General features: G+C 57.8%; 15 protein-coding genes. 10 read left to right on the top strand and 5 right to left on the bottom strand.

The genetic code is table 11. The features are described 5' to 3' along the window. Positions 1 to 66: 66 nt before the first annotated feature. On the top strand, positions 67 to 714 hold the full coding sequence (locus B723_RS24795; RefSeq protein ID WP_017338424.1) for an NAD(P)H-dependent oxidoreductase: 648 nt from the start codon (positions 67 to 69) through the stop codon (positions 712 to 714). Here the strand turns inward: B723_RS24795 and B723_RS24790 are convergent. Together B723_RS24790 and B723_RS24785 are read right to left on the bottom strand one after the other, a co-directional pair. Then, entirely contained in the window at positions 671 to 1,789 is a 1,119-nt protein-coding gene (locus B723_RS24790; RefSeq protein WP_017338425.1) for a P1 family peptidase, read from the bottom strand. The genes B723_RS24795 and B723_RS24790 overlap by 44 nt on opposite strands. A gap of 73 nt (positions 1,790 to 1,862) precedes the next feature. Beyond that, on the bottom strand, positions 1,863 to 2,966 hold the full coding sequence (locus B723_RS24785) for a polyamine ABC transporter substrate-binding protein (protein ID WP_017338426.1): 1,104 nt from the start codon (positions 2,964 to 2,966) through the stop codon (positions 1,863 to 1,865). A 111-nt stretch (positions 2,967 to 3,077) separates the two neighbouring features. On the opposite strand from B723_RS24785, the gene B723_RS24780 reads away from it, so the two are divergent. Beyond that, complete coding sequence (locus tag B723_RS24780; protein WP_017338427.1) at positions 3,078 to 3,851, top strand: helix-turn-helix transcriptional regulator; 774 nt, start codon at positions 3,078 to 3,080, stop codon at positions 3,849 to 3,851. Positions 3,852 to 3,874: 23 nt separating this feature from the next. Here the strand turns inward: B723_RS24780 and B723_RS24775 are convergent, their stop codons facing one another. Then, positions 3,875 to 4,813 carry a class I SAM-dependent methyltransferase gene (locus tag B723_RS24775; protein ID WP_017338428.1) on the bottom strand — a complete coding sequence of 313 codons (939 nt, stop codon included), beginning with the start codon at positions 4,811 to 4,813 and terminating at the stop codon, positions 3,875 to 3,877. Positions 4,814 to 5,096: 283 nt separating this feature from the next. Here B723_RS24775 and B723_RS24770 point away from each other — a divergent pair, with 283 nt between their 5' ends. The 8 genes from B723_RS24770 to B723_RS24735 all read left to right on the top strand — a co-directional run bounded on the left by B723_RS24770 (position 5,097) and on the right by B723_RS24735 (position 14,895). Further along, the gene (locus B723_RS24770; protein WP_144425271.1) at positions 5,097 to 8,192 is read left to right on the top strand and encodes a hypothetical protein; all 3,096 of its coding nucleotides are present in this window, start codon (positions 5,097 to 5,099) and stop codon (positions 8,190 to 8,192) included. A gap of 130 nt (positions 8,193 to 8,322) precedes the next feature. After that, complete coding sequence (locus B723_RS24765; protein WP_017338430.1) at positions 8,323 to 8,931, top strand: cytochrome b/b6 domain-containing protein; 609 nt, start codon at positions 8,323 to 8,325, stop codon at positions 8,929 to 8,931. Continuing rightward, entirely contained in the window at positions 8,928 to 9,707 is a 780-nt protein-coding gene (locus B723_RS24760) for a molybdopterin-dependent oxidoreductase (protein WP_017338431.1), read from the top strand. The genes B723_RS24765 and B723_RS24760 overlap by 4 nt, the downstream gene beginning before the upstream one ends. A gap of 52 nt (positions 9,708 to 9,759) precedes the next feature. Beyond that, on the top strand, positions 9,760 to 10,035 hold the full coding sequence (locus tag B723_RS24755) for a pentapeptide MXKDX repeat protein (protein ID WP_017338432.1): 276 nt from the start codon (positions 9,760 to 9,762) through the stop codon (positions 10,033 to 10,035). 382 nt (positions 10,036 to 10,417) lie between these two features. After that, the gene (fae, locus tag B723_RS24750) at positions 10,418 to 10,930 is read left to right on the top strand and encodes a formaldehyde-activating enzyme (RefSeq protein WP_017338433.1); all 513 of its coding nucleotides are present in this window, start codon (positions 10,418 to 10,420) and stop codon (positions 10,928 to 10,930) included. A 10-nt stretch (positions 10,931 to 10,940) separates the two neighbouring features. Further along, positions 10,941 to 11,975, top strand: a complete 1,035-nt coding sequence (locus tag B723_RS24745; protein ID WP_017338434.1) for an aldo/keto reductase — start codon at positions 10,941 to 10,943, stop codon at positions 11,973 to 11,975. Next, positions 11,972 to 13,405, top strand: a complete 1,434-nt coding sequence (locus B723_RS24740) for an NAD-dependent succinate-semialdehyde dehydrogenase (RefSeq protein WP_017338435.1) — start codon at positions 11,972 to 11,974, stop codon at positions 13,403 to 13,405. Before B723_RS24745 ends, B723_RS24740 begins: the two co-directional genes overlap by 4 nt. A 125-nt stretch (positions 13,406 to 13,530) precedes the next feature. After that, positions 13,531 to 14,895, top strand: a complete 1,365-nt coding sequence (locus tag B723_RS24735) for an MFS transporter (RefSeq protein ID WP_017337362.1) — start codon at positions 13,531 to 13,533, stop codon at positions 14,893 to 14,895. 30 nt (positions 14,896 to 14,925) lie between these two features. On the opposite strand, the gene B723_RS24730 is transcribed toward B723_RS24735, so the two are convergent. Both B723_RS24730 and B723_RS24725 read right to left on the bottom strand, forming a co-directional pair. Continuing rightward, entirely contained in the window at positions 14,926 to 15,888 is a 963-nt protein-coding gene (locus B723_RS24730; RefSeq protein WP_017341458.1) for an IS110 family transposase, read from the bottom strand. 300 nt (positions 15,889 to 16,188) lie between these two features. Next, on the bottom strand, positions 16,189 to 17,064 hold the full coding sequence (locus tag B723_RS24725) for a LysR substrate-binding domain-containing protein (RefSeq protein ID WP_017339555.1): 876 nt from the start codon (positions 17,062 to 17,064) through the stop codon (positions 16,189 to 16,191). Positions 17,065 to 17,143: the final 79 nt, after the last annotated feature.

The following is a 17,143-nucleotide window of genomic DNA, read 5'->3' as shown; positions in this document are numbered from 1 at the left end:
TTACTGATCGTAACTTACCAAGAGTATATAAGGTCCGCCTTGTGCTCTCAACCAGGAGTTTCCATCATGCATACCCTCATCGTTGTCGCTCATCACAATCCCGATTCGCTTACCCACAGCCTCGCGGCCCGGATCGCTGAAGGCCTGACCGCCAGCGATCCCGCCAACACCGTGGAATTTGCCGATCTGTTCGCCCAAGGATTCGAACCGAGGTTCGGCGCCGCGGATTTTGCGGTGCATCACCGGGAAGCGTCACCGCCCGCGGATGTGATCGCCGAACAGGCACGAATCGACCGTGCCGACCATTTGGTGCTGGTCTATCCGGTCTACTGGTGGTCAATGCCGGCGATTCTCAAGGGCTGGATCGATCGAGTGTTCACCAACGGCTGGGCGTTCGATTACACGGCGGACAGCCTGGAGAAAAAACTGGGTCACCTGCGGGTTCACCTCATCGGCGTCGGCGGTGCCGATGCGGGCACGTTTGATCGACACGGTTTCACTGAGGCGATGAGAACGCAGATCGACCACGGCATTTTCGATTACTGCGGTGCTCGGGTGCTGACGTCCGAGCTGTTCCTCGAGTCGGAAAGCCAGAACCCGACGGTGCATCTGGAGGCCGCTAGCGCCTTGGGTCGCCGCCTCCTTGCGGCTTCGGCACAGGTCGATCCCGTTACGCCTGTTCGCCCGGCCAGCCTGCCCGACGCAAGGCTTTGAGCAGCGTTTCGGCGTCCAGCCCCGGCACCGCATGGCCATTGCCTTCGGCGGTGTCGGAGGCCAGCAGGGCGTTGATGATCGCTTCTTCCACGGCTTCGGTGGCGGCCAGGAACAACTCGCTGATGTGGTCGTTGTTGACCATGCGCAGGTTGTCTGTAGTCGGCGCCTTCTTGCTTTCATAAGCCGCGGGTGGGACGTCGTTGCCGGTGGCGAACGCGATGAAGATGTCGCCGCTATGGTCTTCGTTACCGCCGCCGGTGCGTGCCAGGCCGAGGCTGGCGCGCTGGGCGAGGCGGGTGCATTGATGCGGCAACAGCGGCGCATCGGTGGCCAGGCAAACGACAATCGAGCCCATGCCCGGATGGGGCAACGAGGCCTTGAGAAATGGCGAGTCAGCTTTTTCCATGGAGCGCCCGACCGGGTAACCGTCGACGCGCAATTCATTGCGGATGCCGTGGTTGGCCTGGACGATGGCGCCAACGGTCCAGCCGCCCTGGGCACTGTTCAGACGTCGCGAAGCGGTGCCGATGCCGCCCTTGAATTCGTGACAGATCATGCCGCTGCCACCGCCGACCGAGCCTTCGGTCACGGGCCCGCCCGTTGCGGTGCGCAGGGCTTCAGCCACATGTTCGGGCTTCACGTGAAAGCCATTGATGTCATTGAGCAAACCGTCGAAGGTTTCCAGCACCACCGGCATGTTCCAGTAAAGTCGTCCGTCGTCGGGTTGCTGTTCACGGTCCAGGACAATCAACGCATCACGAACCACACCCAGGCTGTGGGTGTTGGTGAAGGCGACCGGGCTGGTCAACAGACCCGCTTCGCGAATCCACTCTAGACCGGTGGCATCGCCGTTGCCGTTGAGCACATGGACACCGGCGAAGCACGGGTGCTGGCTCGTGGAACCGGCTCGCGGCTCGATCACGGTGACCCCGGTCAGGATGTCGCGGCCATGCGCGCTGCGGCCCCGCACATTGCTGTGGCCGACCCGCACGCCGGGTACATCGGTGATGGCATTGAGCGGGCCAGGTTGCAGTTGGCCGAACTGGAGGTTCAGGTCGCGGGCACGTGGTTTCATCGATTCTCTCATCTTCAATTCGTGGCAGAAAAAAGTGGCTGGGCTAGACGCAGACCCTGCGGGAGCGGCGCAATTACTGACCGTTTTTGACTTTGCTCCAGATCCGCGTCCGCACCCGCTCGGTGGCCGGCGGCAGCGGCTGAAGGGTGAACAACGTGGCCAAGGCTTGCGCGGACGGGTACACCGCCGGATTGTTGCGGGTCGCTTCGGCCACCAGTGGCGTGGCGCTGCGGTTGCCGTTGGGGTAGTTGAGGTGGTCACTGACCGGGGCAATCACATCAGGGCGCATCAAGTAATCGATGAACGCCAGCCCTTGCTCCGGGTGCGGTGCATCCTTGAGCAACACGAGGGTGTCGAACCACACCGGCGCGCCTTCCTTGGGCAGGCTGTAGGCGATCTTCACGCCGTTGTTGGCCTGCTCGGCGTTGGTCTTGGCTTCGAGCATCGCGCCCGACCAGCCCACCGCCACGCAAATGTTGCCGTTGGCCAGGTCGCTGATGAACTTCGACGAGTTGAAGTAGGCGATGTGCGGACGCAGTTTCAGCAGCAGCGCTTCCGCCTTCTTGTAGTCCTCGGGGTTGGTGCTGTTGGGCGGCAGACCGAGGTAGTGCAGGGCGACCGGCAGCATCTCGGACGGCGAGTCGAGCATGGCCACGCCGCACTGGCCGAGCTTGGCCAGGTTGGCTTCGTTGAACACCAGCTCCCAGGAATCCACCGGTGCCTTGTCGCCCAGCGCGGCGCGAACCTTGTCGACGTTGTAGCCGATGCCGTTGGTGCCCCACAGGTACGGCACGGCGTACTGATTGCCTGGGTCGTTGTTGGCCAGTTTCGCCAACAGATCAGCGTCCATGTTTTTGAAGTCAGGCATCTGTGCATGGGGCAGGGGCGCGAGTGCGCCAGCCTTGATCAGGGTCGGCAGGCTGAAGTTACTGGCCACCACCACGTCATAACCGCTGCGGCTGGTCAGCAGTTTTCCTTCCAGCACTTCGGCGCTGTCGAACGTGTCGTAAACCGGTGAGATGCCGGTGTCGCGCTTGAAGTCGTGCAGGGTCGTGGGGCCGATGTAGTCATACCAGTTGTAGACGTGAACCGTCGGGCCCTCGGCAGCCACCGCCGCCAGCGAAACGCACAGACAGGCGCTCAACCCAAGATTGATCTGTTGACGGGGACGACTCATGATGCGGCACTCCTGGCCTGCTGCAGGCCGGTGATGAACAGGTGCTTGCAGCGTATCGGCAGGCCGGGAACTCACCCATTCCCATCATGGGTTACTCGAAAGGGGTAGAGCGTGGATGCGTTGCTGAAAGAGTTGCCGGTGCACCAGGGCCTGGCGCGGGTGTTTGGCGCGTTGGGGCAGGACGGTTTCTGGCGTGCGCTGCTCGACACGCTGCGACTGCTGGTGCCGCTGGACAATGCCTTGGTCGCGGTGATGACGCCTGGCCGAGTGCCGCGCCTGCTGATTGATTTCGACACCAGGGGCAGCGGCGACGACCCTGACGAACTGGCCGGCTACAGCGCCGGCATGTACCTGCTCGATCCGTTTTATCAGGCGGCCTGTGCCGGTATCGCTGACGGTTTGCATAGCCTCGATTCGGTAGCCCCCGACCAGTTTCAGCAGAGCGAGTATTACCTGAGCTACTTCCGCTCGGTGGTGGGCAGTGATGAGTTGCAGTTCATGATCAACGCCGAAGGTGCCGTGCTCGGTCTGTCACTGGGTCGCTCGACGTGCTTTACCCTGGAAGAGCAGGGCCGTCTGCTCTGTGTGCGTGACTGGGTGTTGGCCGCGATGCGTCGTCACCTGCAATTGATGCCGCCGGAAGGCCCGGCCACCGAGGCTGTGGCCGGGGATTTGGCGACCCTGCTGGATCGCTTTGATGCGCGCTTGACGGTGAGGGAAATCGAAACGGCGCGCCTGATTCTTCAGGGCTTCTCCAGCAAGGCGATTGCCCAGCAACTGGGGATATCGCCGGAAACGGTGAAGGTGCATCGGCGCAACGTCTATCACAAGCTCAATGTGAACGGGCATGGCGAGTTGTTCGCGTTGGTATTGCGGCCGCGTTGATATCAACTTCAAAAGATCTTTAGTTAGCCGAGCGTAAACACCAACGCCTTCAATCCGCACTCGACATCCGCATCCGGAAACTCCGGCGGGTTCTCCAGCCGTCGCTCGAACCGCAGGCTCGGCGCTTCACGCATCACGCCCTCGATAAGGAAGTCCGCGCCAAACGCCGGGTCATTCATGCAGGCCAGCACCGTGCCGTGCGGGCTGAGCAATTCCGGCAACCGCCGCAGCACGCGCTGGTAATCCTTGGTCAGCAAAAAGCTGCCTTTCTGAAAGGAGGGCGGGTCGATGATCACCAGGTCATACGGACCTTTGCCGATCACCTTGCCCCAGGACTTGAACAGGTCGTGGCCGAGAAAACTCACCTTGCTCAAGTCGTGCCCGTTGAGCCGGTGATTGTCGCGGCCACGGCTCAGGGCCGGGCTGGACATGTCCAGATTGACCACGTGTTCAGCGCCACCCTCGATGGCCGCCACCGAAAAACCGCAGGTGTAGGCGAACAGGTTCAACACCCGCTTGCCCTGTGCATTGGCGCGCACCCAATCGCGGCCATAGCGCATGTCGAGGAACAAACCGGTGTTCTGCTTGCGGCCCAGGTCCACGCGATAGCGCAGGCCACCCTCGGTGATGGTCATGTCCTCGATCACATCCCCGACCAGCCATTCGGTGGTGCTTTGCAGCAGGTAACGATGCTGCAGCGCCAGGGTATGTGCACCGGATTGCGTCCACTCGGGTGACCGGGTGATCGCCATCAGCCGCTGTTTCAACGCATCCAGTTGCGCTGCTTCAGGTTCCTTGAACAGCGACACCAGCACCACGCCCTGCAGCCAGTCGACGGTCAGTTGCTCCAGACCCGGCCAGCAGCGACCGCGACCGTGGAACAGCCGGCGGGTTTCTGCAGGGGCCGTTGCCAGGGCTGTCAGCAGATGGTCGTGGAGGGTGGTCAGCGCTTCTGAGTTCATCGGGTCGGATCGGCGATTTGAGGGGGCGGCATTTTAACCACAATTGCAGCGAATGAGCGGATGACGCAATCAATGTGGGAGTTTCTATGCTTGGAGGTCCTACTCCCAGATACAGGGCTGGCTTGTATCCGCCTGGCTTTTCATCAAAGTCAACACAGGTCGCAGCCATCAAATATTTAGTTACGATGCCGGCGTTGCTGTAATTGGCTGGACGTTCAAACTGCGTGACAAACCATTTCGCAGCGTTAGACCCCTGCATACATTGACGGTAGAAACAAATAGCATGTTCTCTTCTTGCGGTTCTTCAAACTTGTTAAGCACTCAAAGTGTTCGACAGAAAGTTAGCGAAACAGCCTCTGCAACAGCAGTATCCGAACAGTATTTCTGCTCTTCTTTTTCTGAAGCTAGAGGAGATCGCGTACTAGGTCTGTCTTCGATCACCAGCAAGGAAAATTCTACATGGACGCCAGTCCGTCTCCTGGAAAGTCTGAGGGTTGCATTTAATATAATGGCTGAGCAGCCTGAAGCCTATAATTTTGAAAGTCTGCCAGGCACAGAGGTAAACGACAAACCTACTACGATAATCGACGTGGAAGACGCGCTGGCAGTTGTCGTGACGGCAGAGAAACAACGAAAAAAGCCAAGTAGGGATAATAATTCGGTTGGCAATAACAATGCCAAGGATGACAAGGTTGCTTTATCGGATGTTACACCCAGTGTGCCGGTGGATTGTGTTATAGATTTTGTGACCGGTTTTTTTGATTGTATTGTCGAGTTGGAAGAGAGAGCACAAGAGAGTGGAAGTATTAACAATGCTTTTTCAGACATTCCGGATAGTACAAGCAATAAACTGGATAAGTTGTTTTCAGATATGTGCAAGCATCCTGGTTATGCTCATGCATACGGCCTCCTCGATGCAGAAGAAGGACGGGAAAAATTTACCAGGGGAGAAGCATGGCAACGGATTCATAAATCGGCCACCTACCTCTTTTCTAATATAAGTAAACGTATGATCGATGAGTTTATTCAGCAAAAAAGTGAAGGAGTGTCAACGGCCTGCCTCCATGTTCTGCTGGATGATATTCAGATGGTTGATGTGGTTGATAATAAAGAGCTGGAAGCAAACGGAATAACGGCGGAAGAACTGCGCCATTTGTATCGATGCAGAGCGCAACTGGGCGATACCGTCAGGTTCTATAAAAACAACATGCCGGAACCCTCGCCGTGGGAGCAGGATCCAGAATTGTGGGCTCGCTATGTACCCGCGAAAGAAACAGCTCCACCCGGTGTGGCATCGTCGGGTACGACATTGAATGCTTCTGCAATGTCAACATTTGAAGTCCCAAGTGTTCTGGAGAAAAGCCGAGTAGTGCTCAGGGAGGATCCCAATGGTCAAATGCAGAAACCAGCTTATCCGGATCAATTTTTTGACCTCAGAAAAAACGACAAAAATGAATATGAGTTTGTTCGGCAAGACAATGGGGAAAGGTATGACCTGGAAGGTGTGCTCGCGTTTGTGATCCTTGCCGAGGAGCCTGACCATATTATTTGCGGTTCGAGAAATTACGAAAGAAGTTCGAACGGAAAGCTCAACAATCATCGATATAAAGACCCGTTCTTTGTAGACGGTCACAGTTCGTTAAGCGGCGGCAAACCAACACTCTTTGCGGGCGAGATTCTATTTGAAGAAGGAAAAATAAAATTCTGGACAAATGGTAGTGGCCATTATAAGCCTCACGCCGAGCACCGCTTTAGCAATCTCACAGATTTGACTAAACGCCTACTCCCGGAAGACTGTTTTCGGGACCACGATAAATTGACTGGAACGGAAATACAGGCGCTGGAGAGGCATAAAACAATTCCGAAGGAATTAGAGGATGTTTCAGATGATGGCGATGACAGTCTGAGCGAAGACGATGAAAACGCCGCCTTCATTGCCCAGCGTAAAAAAACGGGTTTGAGAGGAGGGGGCGCAGCCGATCGAAAAACATCGGAAGGCGTCTGCGCTCCTGTATCCAATGCTATGGAAAAGAAGCCTCGTGACGATGATTCTGATAACGGCGGAGCCGGTGCGGGGGCATTCTCGACAACTCACCGAACAGATATTTTATCTGACAGCGATAGTGAGGATGACGCAAAGCCAGATAGGCCATCCGGTTCTGCCAATGCAATGACCCCGCCCACTGCTCCAGTGAGCAAATCGCTGGATACTGTTGGTCCTGCTAGCGTTGAACTACAACATAAATTGACAATGGCTTTGAACTCAGGAGAAGAAATCAAGGCGGTGCAAATTGAACGGATGTTGGAATTTGCCATTTTACTGGCGAAGTCTTCACCTGTCGTACAAGCCTCGGTCATTGATTTGAATCTTTTTAAGCGAGCAGATGAACTGTTCAGAATTCCGGTCTCGTATTTCAATGGTCGCCTCTTGGGGTCGAAAGCAAGTTGGGTGCCAGGGCAAATAGCGAAGAGTTTGATGCAGTCTCTGAATAGCTGTGTAAGCAATGGGACATTGAGTGAGGAACGTGCACGAGGTTTTCTTGCTCGAAAGTTTCCAGGCTTTGAGCGTCCTCAAGCCGGGTCCGTCAACATATTTGCCGACCCCAGGAGGCAGGATCAGGCAGTTCACGAGATAAGTTTATTGATAGGGACCAGGGAGCAGCGCCAGGAAAGAATTGCAGCGGATAACCGTCGAATAGCCGATGAGGCAAATGAGGTGGCGCGAAAGAAACAAGAGCGCAAACAGCACGATGCTGAACTGGCGAAATTTTCAGTCCGTGCGGGTGCCCAGGCTTATCAAACCAGTTTGAATAAGCGTGATCGAGAGGAGAATGAGCGCCAAGATATGCTGAGTCGGGGGCAAGCAGAAAAACAGACAAACTATCTGAATGCCCGCGCAGTCAGGGGGCGTGAGTGGACTAATGTACTTGCTGGAATTGGACGGTCGCAAACTTATCAGGCACACCTAAGTAGTGAGAGGCGAAAACAAGAGCAAGAAAATAGCCAGCGGAGCGTGCAAAGAAGTTTGCCGGAAACCCATGTCGACAAGCCTTTGGAACGCACCAGCAGCACTGACAGTTCTGATTCTGGTTACAGCTCATCGAGTAGCTTGAGTCGTTCCTTTAGTAGCGGGCCAATTACTTCGGCTGATATAAACCAGGAGATATTGGACTTGAGGAGTGAGTATATTCCAGAGCTATCAGATATTGATTTGGTCCAGGTCGAAAAAACTCATATGGACATTCCGGAAGCGAGAAGCACTGTAGGGGCAGAGGAGGCGTTTAGACTCTATGAGGACAGCGTGAATAGATTTTTATCTCTAGGCCCTAAGATAGAAGATTTTGAGGCGGAGCTAGCTAAACATCGTGTCGATGATTAACTCACGGGACAAAACAAGCGGCTCTGGCCCTTGGAGTTATCACAAATAATTTAACTTTACGTGAGGATTTGGCGATCTGTCGGCTCCCATACTCGGCTCCAACGAATAACAACACCGCCGGGAGCCCATCATGTCGCCGATACCTGCTTCATCCCATCCGCGCTGGCTCCGGCTCACCCACTGGCTGAACGCGCTGGCGGTGCTGGTCATGGTCACCAGCGGTTGGCGCATCTACAACGCTTCCCCGCTTTACGACTTCAGTTTTCCCAAAGGCATCACCCTGGGCGGCTGGCTCGGCGGTGCATTGCAATGGCATTTCGCCGCGATGTGGTTCCTCGCCATCAACGGGCTCGTTTACCTGGTCATCAACCTCGCCAGCGGTCGTCTGTCACGGCGTTTTTTCCCGGTGTCACCCAAAGGTGTTGTGCACGACCTGTGGGCTGCATTGTGCGGACGTCTGGGGCATGCCGACCTGAGTCATTACAACCAGGTGCAACGGCTGGCCTACCTGTTCGTGATGGTCGATATCACGCTGCTGGTGATCTCCGGGCTGGTGTTGTGGAAGTCCGTCCAGTTTCCGCTGTTGCGTGAATTGCTGGGCGGCTACGAAGCGGCGCGGCATGTGCATTTCATCGCGATGGCGCTGTTGATGGCCTTTGTGGCGGTGCACCTGGCGATGGTCGCGCTCGTTCCCAAAACGTTGCTGGCCATGATTGTCGGTCGCAAGGAGTCCGTATGAAAAAGCGCATCGAAGGTCTGGACGAGTCGTCCATCCTGAAAGACGCCCGGAAAATCATTGCACCGCAGATCGAGGACCGCTCACGCCGCTCGTTCCTGATGCGTGGGCTGACCCTCGGTGGCGTGGCCATGTTGTCCGGCTGCAACATCACCGACAACGAAAGCGTCGAGACGGCGTTGTCCTCCATGTCGCGGTTCAACGATCGGGTGCAGGGCTGGTTGTTCAATCCCAACGCACTGGCGCCGACCTATCCGGCGTCGATGATCACCCGGCCGTTTCCGTTCAATGCCTTTTACGGCATCGACGAGGCACCCACTGTCGAGGAAGAAAGCTATCGACTGGAAGTCACCGGGCTGGTGGCCGACAAACGCAGCTGGCGCCTCGAAGAGCTGCGTGCCATGGCGCAGAACGAGCAGATCACCCGGCATATCTGCGTCGAAGGCTGGAGCGCGATCGGGCGTTGGGGCGGCGTACGGTTCAGCGATTTCCTGAAACGAGTTGGTGCTGACACCGATGCCAGATATGTCGGCTTCAAATGCGCCGACGACTACTACACCAGCATCGACATGGCCACCGCGCTGCACTCGCAGACCCTGCTGGCGCTGACCTATGACGGCGCGGTGCTGCCTCGTGAATACGGCTTCCCGATGAAGCTGCGCATGCCCACCAAGCTCGGCTACAAAAACCCCAAACACATCCAGGCGATTTTCGTCAGCAACACCTACAGCGGCGGCTACTGGGAAGACCAGGGCTACAACTGGTTCGGTGGCAGCTGACGGCGCCCGACAACTTCACTCACCCGCAACCTGTGCTTCAAGGAGTTTCATCATGAAAAAGTTGACCACCGTCGTTCTGTCCATGTGCCTCGCCATGGGTGCTGCCAGTGTATTTGCCGCTGAAGCAACCAACGGCATGAGCAATGACAGCATGAGCAAGGATTCGATGTCCAAGGACGCCATGAAGAAAGACACGATGAAAAAGGATGCCATGAGCAAGGACACGATGAAGAAAGATGCCATGTCCAAGGATTCGATGAGCAAGGACGGGATGAAGAAAGATGCGATGTCCAAGGACGCCATGAAGAAGGACAACATGTCGCAATAAGCCAACACAGCGCGACCCCTGCAGGAGCCAGCTCTTGTGGCGAGGGAGCTTGCTCCCGCTGGTTCGCGGAGCGGACCCAGAAAATGGGCCTGCTGCGCAGTCCAGCGGGAGCAAGCTCCCTCGCCACAAGAGTTCGCTCCTGCAGATTTATCAGGGTATGACTTGAAGTCATGCCCCCATGACTTTTAATGGTTACAGCCCCGCCAACCCCCAGTGTTAAAAAATCGCAAACACAGCTCATCAACAACAAAAAAGAGCGTTTGCACTCATGACTGATTCTCTCCGCCACGACCCGCGCTCTTCGACTCCCGACATTTGCCACGCGACCGCCACGGTCTGCGTGCATTTCTGATCACCCCAAATCCCTGAAGAGTAACGACTCATGAAAGAACTCGACCTGTATATCGGTGAAGGCTTCGAAGGCCCGGGCGTGAACGCCGCGCACATCAACATGTTGATCGGCCCGCGCAACGGCCCGGCAGGGCAGGCGTTCGCCAATAGTCTGGCATCGCCGAGCCAGGGCCATTGCCCGTTCATGGTGATCGCCCAGCCGAACATTCCGGTCAAGCCGATGACCCTTTACGTGAACAAAGCCGCGATCGGCAGTGACCTGCACGGCAACGCAACCTGGGGCGCGTCCCAGGCCGGGATCGCCAAGGCGGTGCTGGAAGCCTTGCTCGACGGCACCTTGCCGCCGGAGGCCGAAGACGAGTGGGCCATCGTCACCGCGAACTGGGTCAACCCGGCGTGCGATGACCTCGATGCGGTCTACCTGAACAACTACAACGCCTGCCGCACGGCGATCCGTGCCGCGCTGACCGGCAAACCGGAAACCGCGCAACTGGCGGATGTGGTCAATCACATCAGCAACCCTTTCTACACGCCAAAAGCCTGAGGTCCGAACCATGCAATACATTCGTTTGGGCAACTCCGGCCTGCAAGTCTCCCGTCTGTGCCTGGGCACCATGAACATGGGCACCCCGGACTGGAAACCGTGGATTTTCGATGAGAAGAAAAGCGAGCCGATCGTGGCGCACGCGCTGGACAACGGCGTGAATTTCATCGACCTCGCGGACTTCTATTCCGCCGGTGTCGGCGAGGAAGTCGTGGGGCGCATCGTCAAGCGCCTGGCCCGCCGCGAAGACCTGGTGATCACCACCAAAGTCGGCTATGGCACCCGCGCTGGCATCAACGCCAGCGGCCATTCGCGCAAGCACATCATGGACAGCATCGACGCGTCGCTGAAGCGACTGAACATGGATTACGTCGATGTGTTCATGCTGCATTACTTCGACGTGAATACTCCGGTCGAAGAAACCATGAGCGCGATGAACGACATCGTGCGCTCCGGCAAGGCGCGTTACATCGGCGTGTCGACCATGCTCACCGGGCAGCTGGCGAAGATACTCATGGCCTGCGAGCGCAACGGTTGGGTCAAACCGATCAACATGCAACTGCAACTGAACTGCGCCTACCGCGAAGAAGAGCGCGAGATGATTCCGTTCTGCCGCGACCAGGGGTTGGGCGTCTCGGTTTTCAGCCCGCTGGCCCGAGGTCTGTTGACCGGCGACGTGCAATCGACCCGCAACCAGACTGACTTTTTCACCCAGCAGATGTACAGCGACGAAGCCTCGTTCGAGATCGCGCATTCGGTACAGCGTGTGGCCCGTGCTCGCGGCGTGTCCAACGCGCAGATCGCCCAGGCCTGGGTCGCCAATCATCCCGGCGTGGATTGCATGCTGGTCGGCGCCGACACCACGCAGCAGTTCGACAGCGCCCTGGCCGCGCTGGAAACCCGACTCGATGCCGAAGAGCTGCATGAGCTGGAACGCAACTACACCCCGTGCGACGTGATCAACGATTACACCGCCGGTAAACGTATCCTGCGTTCGGCCCGCCCGGGTCTGGAACGTTTCAACCTGACCGAGGCTGTGGCATGAGCGCGTTGATCCGTCACGGCAATTTCATCGATGGCCAATGGTCCAGCGGTGGTGTCACTTACCCGGTGCTGAACCCGGCCAATGGCGAACTGATCGCCGACGTGCAAAAGGCCGGCGCCGAACAAACCTGCCTTGCAATCGACGCCGCCAACCGTGCCTTGCCGGCCTGGCGCAAGTTGACCGCCAAGGAACGCAGCCAGAAGCTCAAGCGCTGGGGCGAGCTGATGCTGAGCAACCAGAAGGAGCTGGCGACGCTGCTCAGCCGCGAGCAGGGCAAGCCGCTGGCCGAAGCCATGGGCGAAGTGGTCTACGCCGCGAGTTTTCTGGAGTGGTTTGCCGAAGAAGCCAAGCGCGCCTATGGCGACGTGATCCCGAGCCACAAGGCGGATGCGCGGATCATCGTGGTCAAGGAAGCCATCGGCGTGGTCGCTGCGATCACACCATGGAACTTCCCGCTGGCGATGGTCACGCGCAAGGTCGGCCCGGCATTGGCGGCGGGTTGCACGATGATTCTCAAGCCTTCGGAAGAAACCCCGCTGTCGGCGTTTGCCCTGGCGGTACTGGCCGAGCAGGCCGGGATTCCGGCGGGCGTGTTCAACATCGTTTCAGGTGATGCGGTGGCGATTGGCGGGGCGCTGCAAGCTTCCGGCATCGTGCGCAAGCTGTCGTTTACCGGCTCCACGCGCACCGGCAAATTGCTGATGCGTCAGGCGGCCGACACCCTGAAAAAAGTTTCGCTGGAACTGGGCGGCAACGCGCCGTTCATTGTCTTCGACGATGCCGATCTGGACGCCGCCGTCAAAGGCGCAATGGCCTCGAAATTCCGCAACACCGGGCAAACCTGCGTTTGCGTGAACCGCTTCTTCATTCAGGACGGCGTCTACGAGGCCTTCACCGGCAAGCTCGCCGAAGCCGTGGCGGCGATGCGGGTTGGCAGTGCGCTGGACGGTGAAACCGAGCAAGGTCCTCTGATCAACGCAGCGGCGCTGGCCAAGGTCGAGCTGCATGTCAGCGACGCATTGGGGAAGGGCGCCAAGCTATTGTGCGGCGGCCGTCGCCACGCACTCGGCGGCACGTTTTATGAACCTACCATCCTCGCCGAAGCCAACAGCGACATGTTGATTGCTCAGGACGAGACCTTCGGTCCGGTTGCCGCTTGCTTCCGCTTCAAGGACGAAGCCGAAGTGCTGCAAAAGGCCAACGACACGCCGTATGGCTTGTCGGCCTACTTCTACAGCCGCGACATCGGCCGAGTGTGGCGCATGGCCGAAGGCTTGGAAGCGGGCATGGTCGGGATCAACGAAGGGATCATTTCCACGGAGGTGGCGCCGTTCGGCGGCGTCAAGGAATCGGGCCTCGGTCGCGAGGGTTCGAAGTACGGCCTGGATGATTACCTGGAAATCAAATACCTGTTGATGGGTGGTCTCTAACCCCATCAAACCCTGTAGGAACGCGCTTTTGTGGCGAGGGGACAGATCCCCTCGCCACACCAGTCCGCACACAGCAAAAACGATCGGTTTCATTTCTCCGTCAATAACAACAATTGGAGACTTACATGTCCGTACAACCGGTAAAAATCGACGACTTGCCCATCGGGCGCTTCCATCTCAAGATCGCCGGCCTGACCTTCGGTGCACATTTCACCGACGGCTACATTCTCGGCCTGATCGGTATCGCCTTCACCCTGCTGAGCCCACAGATGCAGCTGGATGCATTTTGGCAGGGGCTGATCGGCGCATCGGCGCTGATCGGGCTGTTTCTCGGCAGCCTGTTTTTCGGCTGGATTTCCGACAAGGTCGGCCGGCAGAAAATTTTCCTGGTCAGCTTCGTGTTGATCACCATCGCCTCGGTCATGCAGTTCTACGCTGAAACGGCCATGGGCCTGTTTCTCTGTCGGGTGCTGATCGGTATCGGCCTGGGTGGTGACTTCAGTGTCGGCCACGCCATGCTCGCCGAGTTCGCGCCGAAGAAACACCGGGGTGTATTGCTGGGTTCGTTCAGCGTGATCTGGACCTTCGGTTACGTCGCCGCAACTTTCGTCGGCACCGCCATGCTCAGCCTTGGCGACGATGCCTGGCGCTGGATGCTGGCCTCGTCGGCGATCCCGGCGGCGTTGATTCTGATCGCCCGCATCGGCACGCCAGAGTCTCCGCGCTGGTTGGTCAATCAGGGCCGGATTGCCGAGGCCCGAGCCATCGTCAAAAAACACCTGGGTGCCAACGTCGAGCTCGACGAAACCCAGTCCACCGAAACCCGTTCTGGCTATGCGGTGTTGTTCAGTCGCGAATACCGCAAGCGCACCGCGTTCAACTGCCTGTTCTTCGTGTGCATCGTGATGCCGTATTTCGCCATCTACACCTTCTTGCCGTCGATCCTGCAGAAGATGGGCCTGGCCGAAGGCTTCGGCACCGAGCTGATGCTGAACCTGTTGCTGATCCTCGGCGCGTTGATCGGGATCTGGTGCACGATCAAGTTCTCGCGACGCGGGTTCCTGATCAACTCGTTCATCATCCTGGCGGTGGCGTTGTTCATGTTGGCCGTGTTGCCGAGTAGCGCAGCGTTCCTGATGGTGCTGGTGTTCGGGCTGTTCACCCTGGTGTTGTCGGCGGTGAGCAATCTGGTGGGCGTGTTCCCGGCCGAGAGCTTCCCGACCGAAGTGCGGGCCAGCGGGATCGGCCTGGCGACGGCAGTGAGTCGTTTGGGCTCGGCGGTCAGCACGTTCCTGTTGCCGGTGAGTGTGGCGGGAATTGGCTTGAGTCCGACCATGGGGATACTGGCGGCGATTCTGGCTCTGGGCGCGTTGTTGTCCTGGGCCTGGGCGCCGGAGACCAAATCGTTGACGTTGAGCCAGGCGTGCAAGGCGCAGAGTCCGGTCGAAGCGGGCGTTCCGCTGGCAGCAAAAGTCGCGACACCGGTCTAAAGGTTTACGACGGATCAAATGTGGGAGATTCTATGTTTGGGGGGAACACCCAAACATAGAATTTGGCTTGTATTCGGTTTGGTTTTTCATCAGGGCAAACATCACTCTGGCCAGCTTGCGTGCCAGGATAACCAAGGCCTGAGTGCCTTTTAGACCTCTGGCCAGATAGCGTTCGTAGTACGGCTTCCAGGTCGGCGAACGGCTGGCAGCCATAGCGCTATTGTGAAACAAGCGCCGGAACTCCGAGTCCCCTCGTTTAGAGAGTCGGCGCTTTTGATCCTTTTGTCCTGACTGCCTCACACGCGGATCCATGCCGAGGAAGGCGACGTACTCGTCGCTGTTGGCAAATTCCCCACGCATAAAAGCAGTGGCCGCTGCGGTGGCCGTCAGGAGCCCTACGCCCTCGATGGCCTGGCAACGCTTCACCTGATCATCAATCCCACCTTCCTCAGCAATTTCCTTGAGCGTTTTCTGAATCATCTTTTCGAACTGGGCAATGGCGGCCAGAAGCTGGTTGAAGTGCTCTTTCAGCAAGGATTCGTTTTTCCAGCTCTGCTTGAGTGCAACACAGGCCCGGACCAACTGAGCCCGACGGCGAAGCAGGCTTTTCATTTGTGTGTAAGCCTTCGGTGGCGGATTCCAGATCCTCAATCTGTCGGATTCGCGGCTCAAGTAACGGGCCAGCAGCTCGGCATCCAACGTATCTGTTTTCGCCCTCATGCCTATTCCATCGCGGTATTTGTTGAGGCGACTGCCATCGATGACGTAAACGTCATGGCCCATTTCATGGGCCATTTCCGTTGTATCAAGGTGATAGATATTGGTCGCTTCTAGCGCGATAGCGCTGTGCGCTGGCAGCGTCTTGAGCCATTGCTTCAAGGTTGATCGCTTGTTCGCGATATTTAGGGTCTTTTCCAGGTCGGATCGATAGATAACGATCTCGTCCTTCGCCACATCCACACCGACGACCACCTGCGAATCCAGGATTGTCATGGCACACCCTCCGAGCTAGGGTTTAGATACTTGACGGGGTTCACCGTTGCGCTGGCTTGTTTCTATCGTCGGTCCGAGCCGATGCATTCCTTATCGGCGCATTAGGTGAAGGGGTGGGACGAAGTCTCCCACGGTCTGTACTGGTCAGAGTCAGATGACGAGCTTTAGTCCCACCCACCCCTTCAAGTCTAAACATACAAGCGAGCCTGCTCGCGATGGCGGTGGATCAGTCAACATCAATGTTGAATGTAATGCCCTCATCGCGAGCAGGCTCGCTCCCACAGGGGGAATATCACTGTTTCAGGGATTACTGACCAACCCCAGCCAATCCGTAAACAACCGCACTTTCGACAACCCCTGTTTGTCGTTCGCCACATCCAGCCAATAGCCATACGGCCCGATCACTTCCACGGGGGTGATCGGCAACAAACTGCCATTGGCCAGTTCCTTCTCGATCATCTGCCGGTCGATCACCGCCAGGCCACCGCCCGCCAGCGCAGTGTGGATCACCTGATCCAGCGTGCTGAATTCCAGCCCTTGGTCCGCATCGACATCATCCCGGCCCATCGCCGCCAGCCAGTTTTCCCAGACCTTCAGGCGCTTGCCGTCATGCAGGATGTGCAGCAACGGAAACTGCCGCAGATCCGGTGGCTGGCCATCGTTGAACAGCTCCGGGCTGGCCACGGCGATATGCCGTTCCATCACGAGCAATTGGCTGCTGCAGTGGGTGGCTGCTTCGAGGCCGAAGCGGATGTGGCAGTCGATTTCGGCAAGGCTGTCGTGGCTGGCCTGGTTGGTCACGCTCAGGCTGATGTCCGGATAGCGCTGGCAAAACACGCGCAAATGCGCCGACAACCAGCGCGTGGCCCAAGTCGGTGGCGCGAGGATGCGCAGGCGTTGACGCAGGTTGGGCACGCGCACGGCTTGCAGGGCGCGTTCGATGTGGTCGAAGGCTTCCGCGAGGTGTGGGGAGAGGGCGCTGCCGGTTTCGGTCAGGGACAGGCCCTGGGGTGTGCGGATGAAGAGTGCGACGCCGAGGTAGTCTTCGAGCTGTTTGATCTGGCGACTCACCGCACCCTGGGTGACGTTCAGACCGAGCGCCGCCTGGCTGAAACTGCGATGCCGCGCGACCTCTTCGAAAACGCGCAGCATGTTGAGCGAGGGCAGTTGACGCATGGCAGAGGCCTGGTTTGTTGTTTTTGGATGGTTTTGTAATGCCTATCTGACTATTAGCAAGGGGCTGATGCAAGTGGTG

It is taken from the genome of Pseudomonas fluorescens NCIMB 11764, from assembly GCF_000293885.2.
Classification (GTDB): domain Bacteria; phylum Pseudomonadota; class Gammaproteobacteria; order Pseudomonadales; family Pseudomonadaceae; genus Aquipseudomonas; species Aquipseudomonas fluorescens_B.
This window is presented reverse-complemented; position numbering and strand designations above follow the sequence as displayed.

What these genes read in the sequence shown, in the direction of transcription:
- B723_RS24795 (WP_017338424.1), top strand. Translation starts at nt 67, where the DNA reads ATGCATACCCTCATCGTTGTCGCTCATCACAATCCCGATTCGCTTACC.
- B723_RS24790 (WP_017338425.1), bottom strand. Translation starts at nt 1,789, where the DNA reads ATGAAACCACGTGCCCGCGACCTGAACCTCCAGTTCGGCCAACTGCAA.
- B723_RS24785 (WP_017338426.1), bottom strand. Translation starts at nt 2,966, where the DNA reads ATGAGTCGTCCCCGTCAACAGATCAATCTTGGGTTGAGCGCCTGTCTG.
- B723_RS24775 (WP_017338428.1), bottom strand. Translation starts at nt 4,813, where the DNA reads ATGAACTCAGAAGCGCTGACCACCCTCCACGACCATCTGCTGACAGCC.
- B723_RS24770 (WP_144425271.1), top strand. Translation starts at nt 5,097, where the DNA reads ATGTTCTCTTCTTGCGGTTCTTCAAACTTGTTAAGCACTCAAAGTGTT.
- B723_RS24765 (WP_017338430.1), top strand. Translation starts at nt 8,323, where the DNA reads ATGTCGCCGATACCTGCTTCATCCCATCCGCGCTGGCTCCGGCTCACC.
- B723_RS24760 (WP_017338431.1), top strand. Translation starts at nt 8,928, where the DNA reads ATGAAAAAGCGCATCGAAGGTCTGGACGAGTCGTCCATCCTGAAAGAC.
- B723_RS24755 (WP_017338432.1), top strand. Translation starts at nt 9,760, where the DNA reads ATGAAAAAGTTGACCACCGTCGTTCTGTCCATGTGCCTCGCCATGGGT.
- fae (WP_017338433.1), top strand. Translation starts at nt 10,418, where the DNA reads ATGAAAGAACTCGACCTGTATATCGGTGAAGGCTTCGAAGGCCCGGGC.
- B723_RS24745 (WP_017338434.1), top strand. Translation starts at nt 10,941, where the DNA reads ATGCAATACATTCGTTTGGGCAACTCCGGCCTGCAAGTCTCCCGTCTG.
- B723_RS24740 (WP_017338435.1), top strand. Translation starts at nt 11,972, where the DNA reads ATGAGCGCGTTGATCCGTCACGGCAATTTCATCGATGGCCAATGGTCC.
- B723_RS24735 (WP_017337362.1), top strand. Translation starts at nt 13,531, where the DNA reads ATGTCCGTACAACCGGTAAAAATCGACGACTTGCCCATCGGGCGCTTC.
- B723_RS24730 (WP_017341458.1), bottom strand. Translation starts at nt 15,888, where the DNA reads ATGACAATCCTGGATTCGCAGGTGGTCGTCGGTGTGGATGTGGCGAAG.
- B723_RS24725 (WP_017339555.1), bottom strand. Translation starts at nt 17,064, where the DNA reads ATGCGTCAACTGCCCTCGCTCAACATGCTGCGCGTTTTCGAAGAGGTC.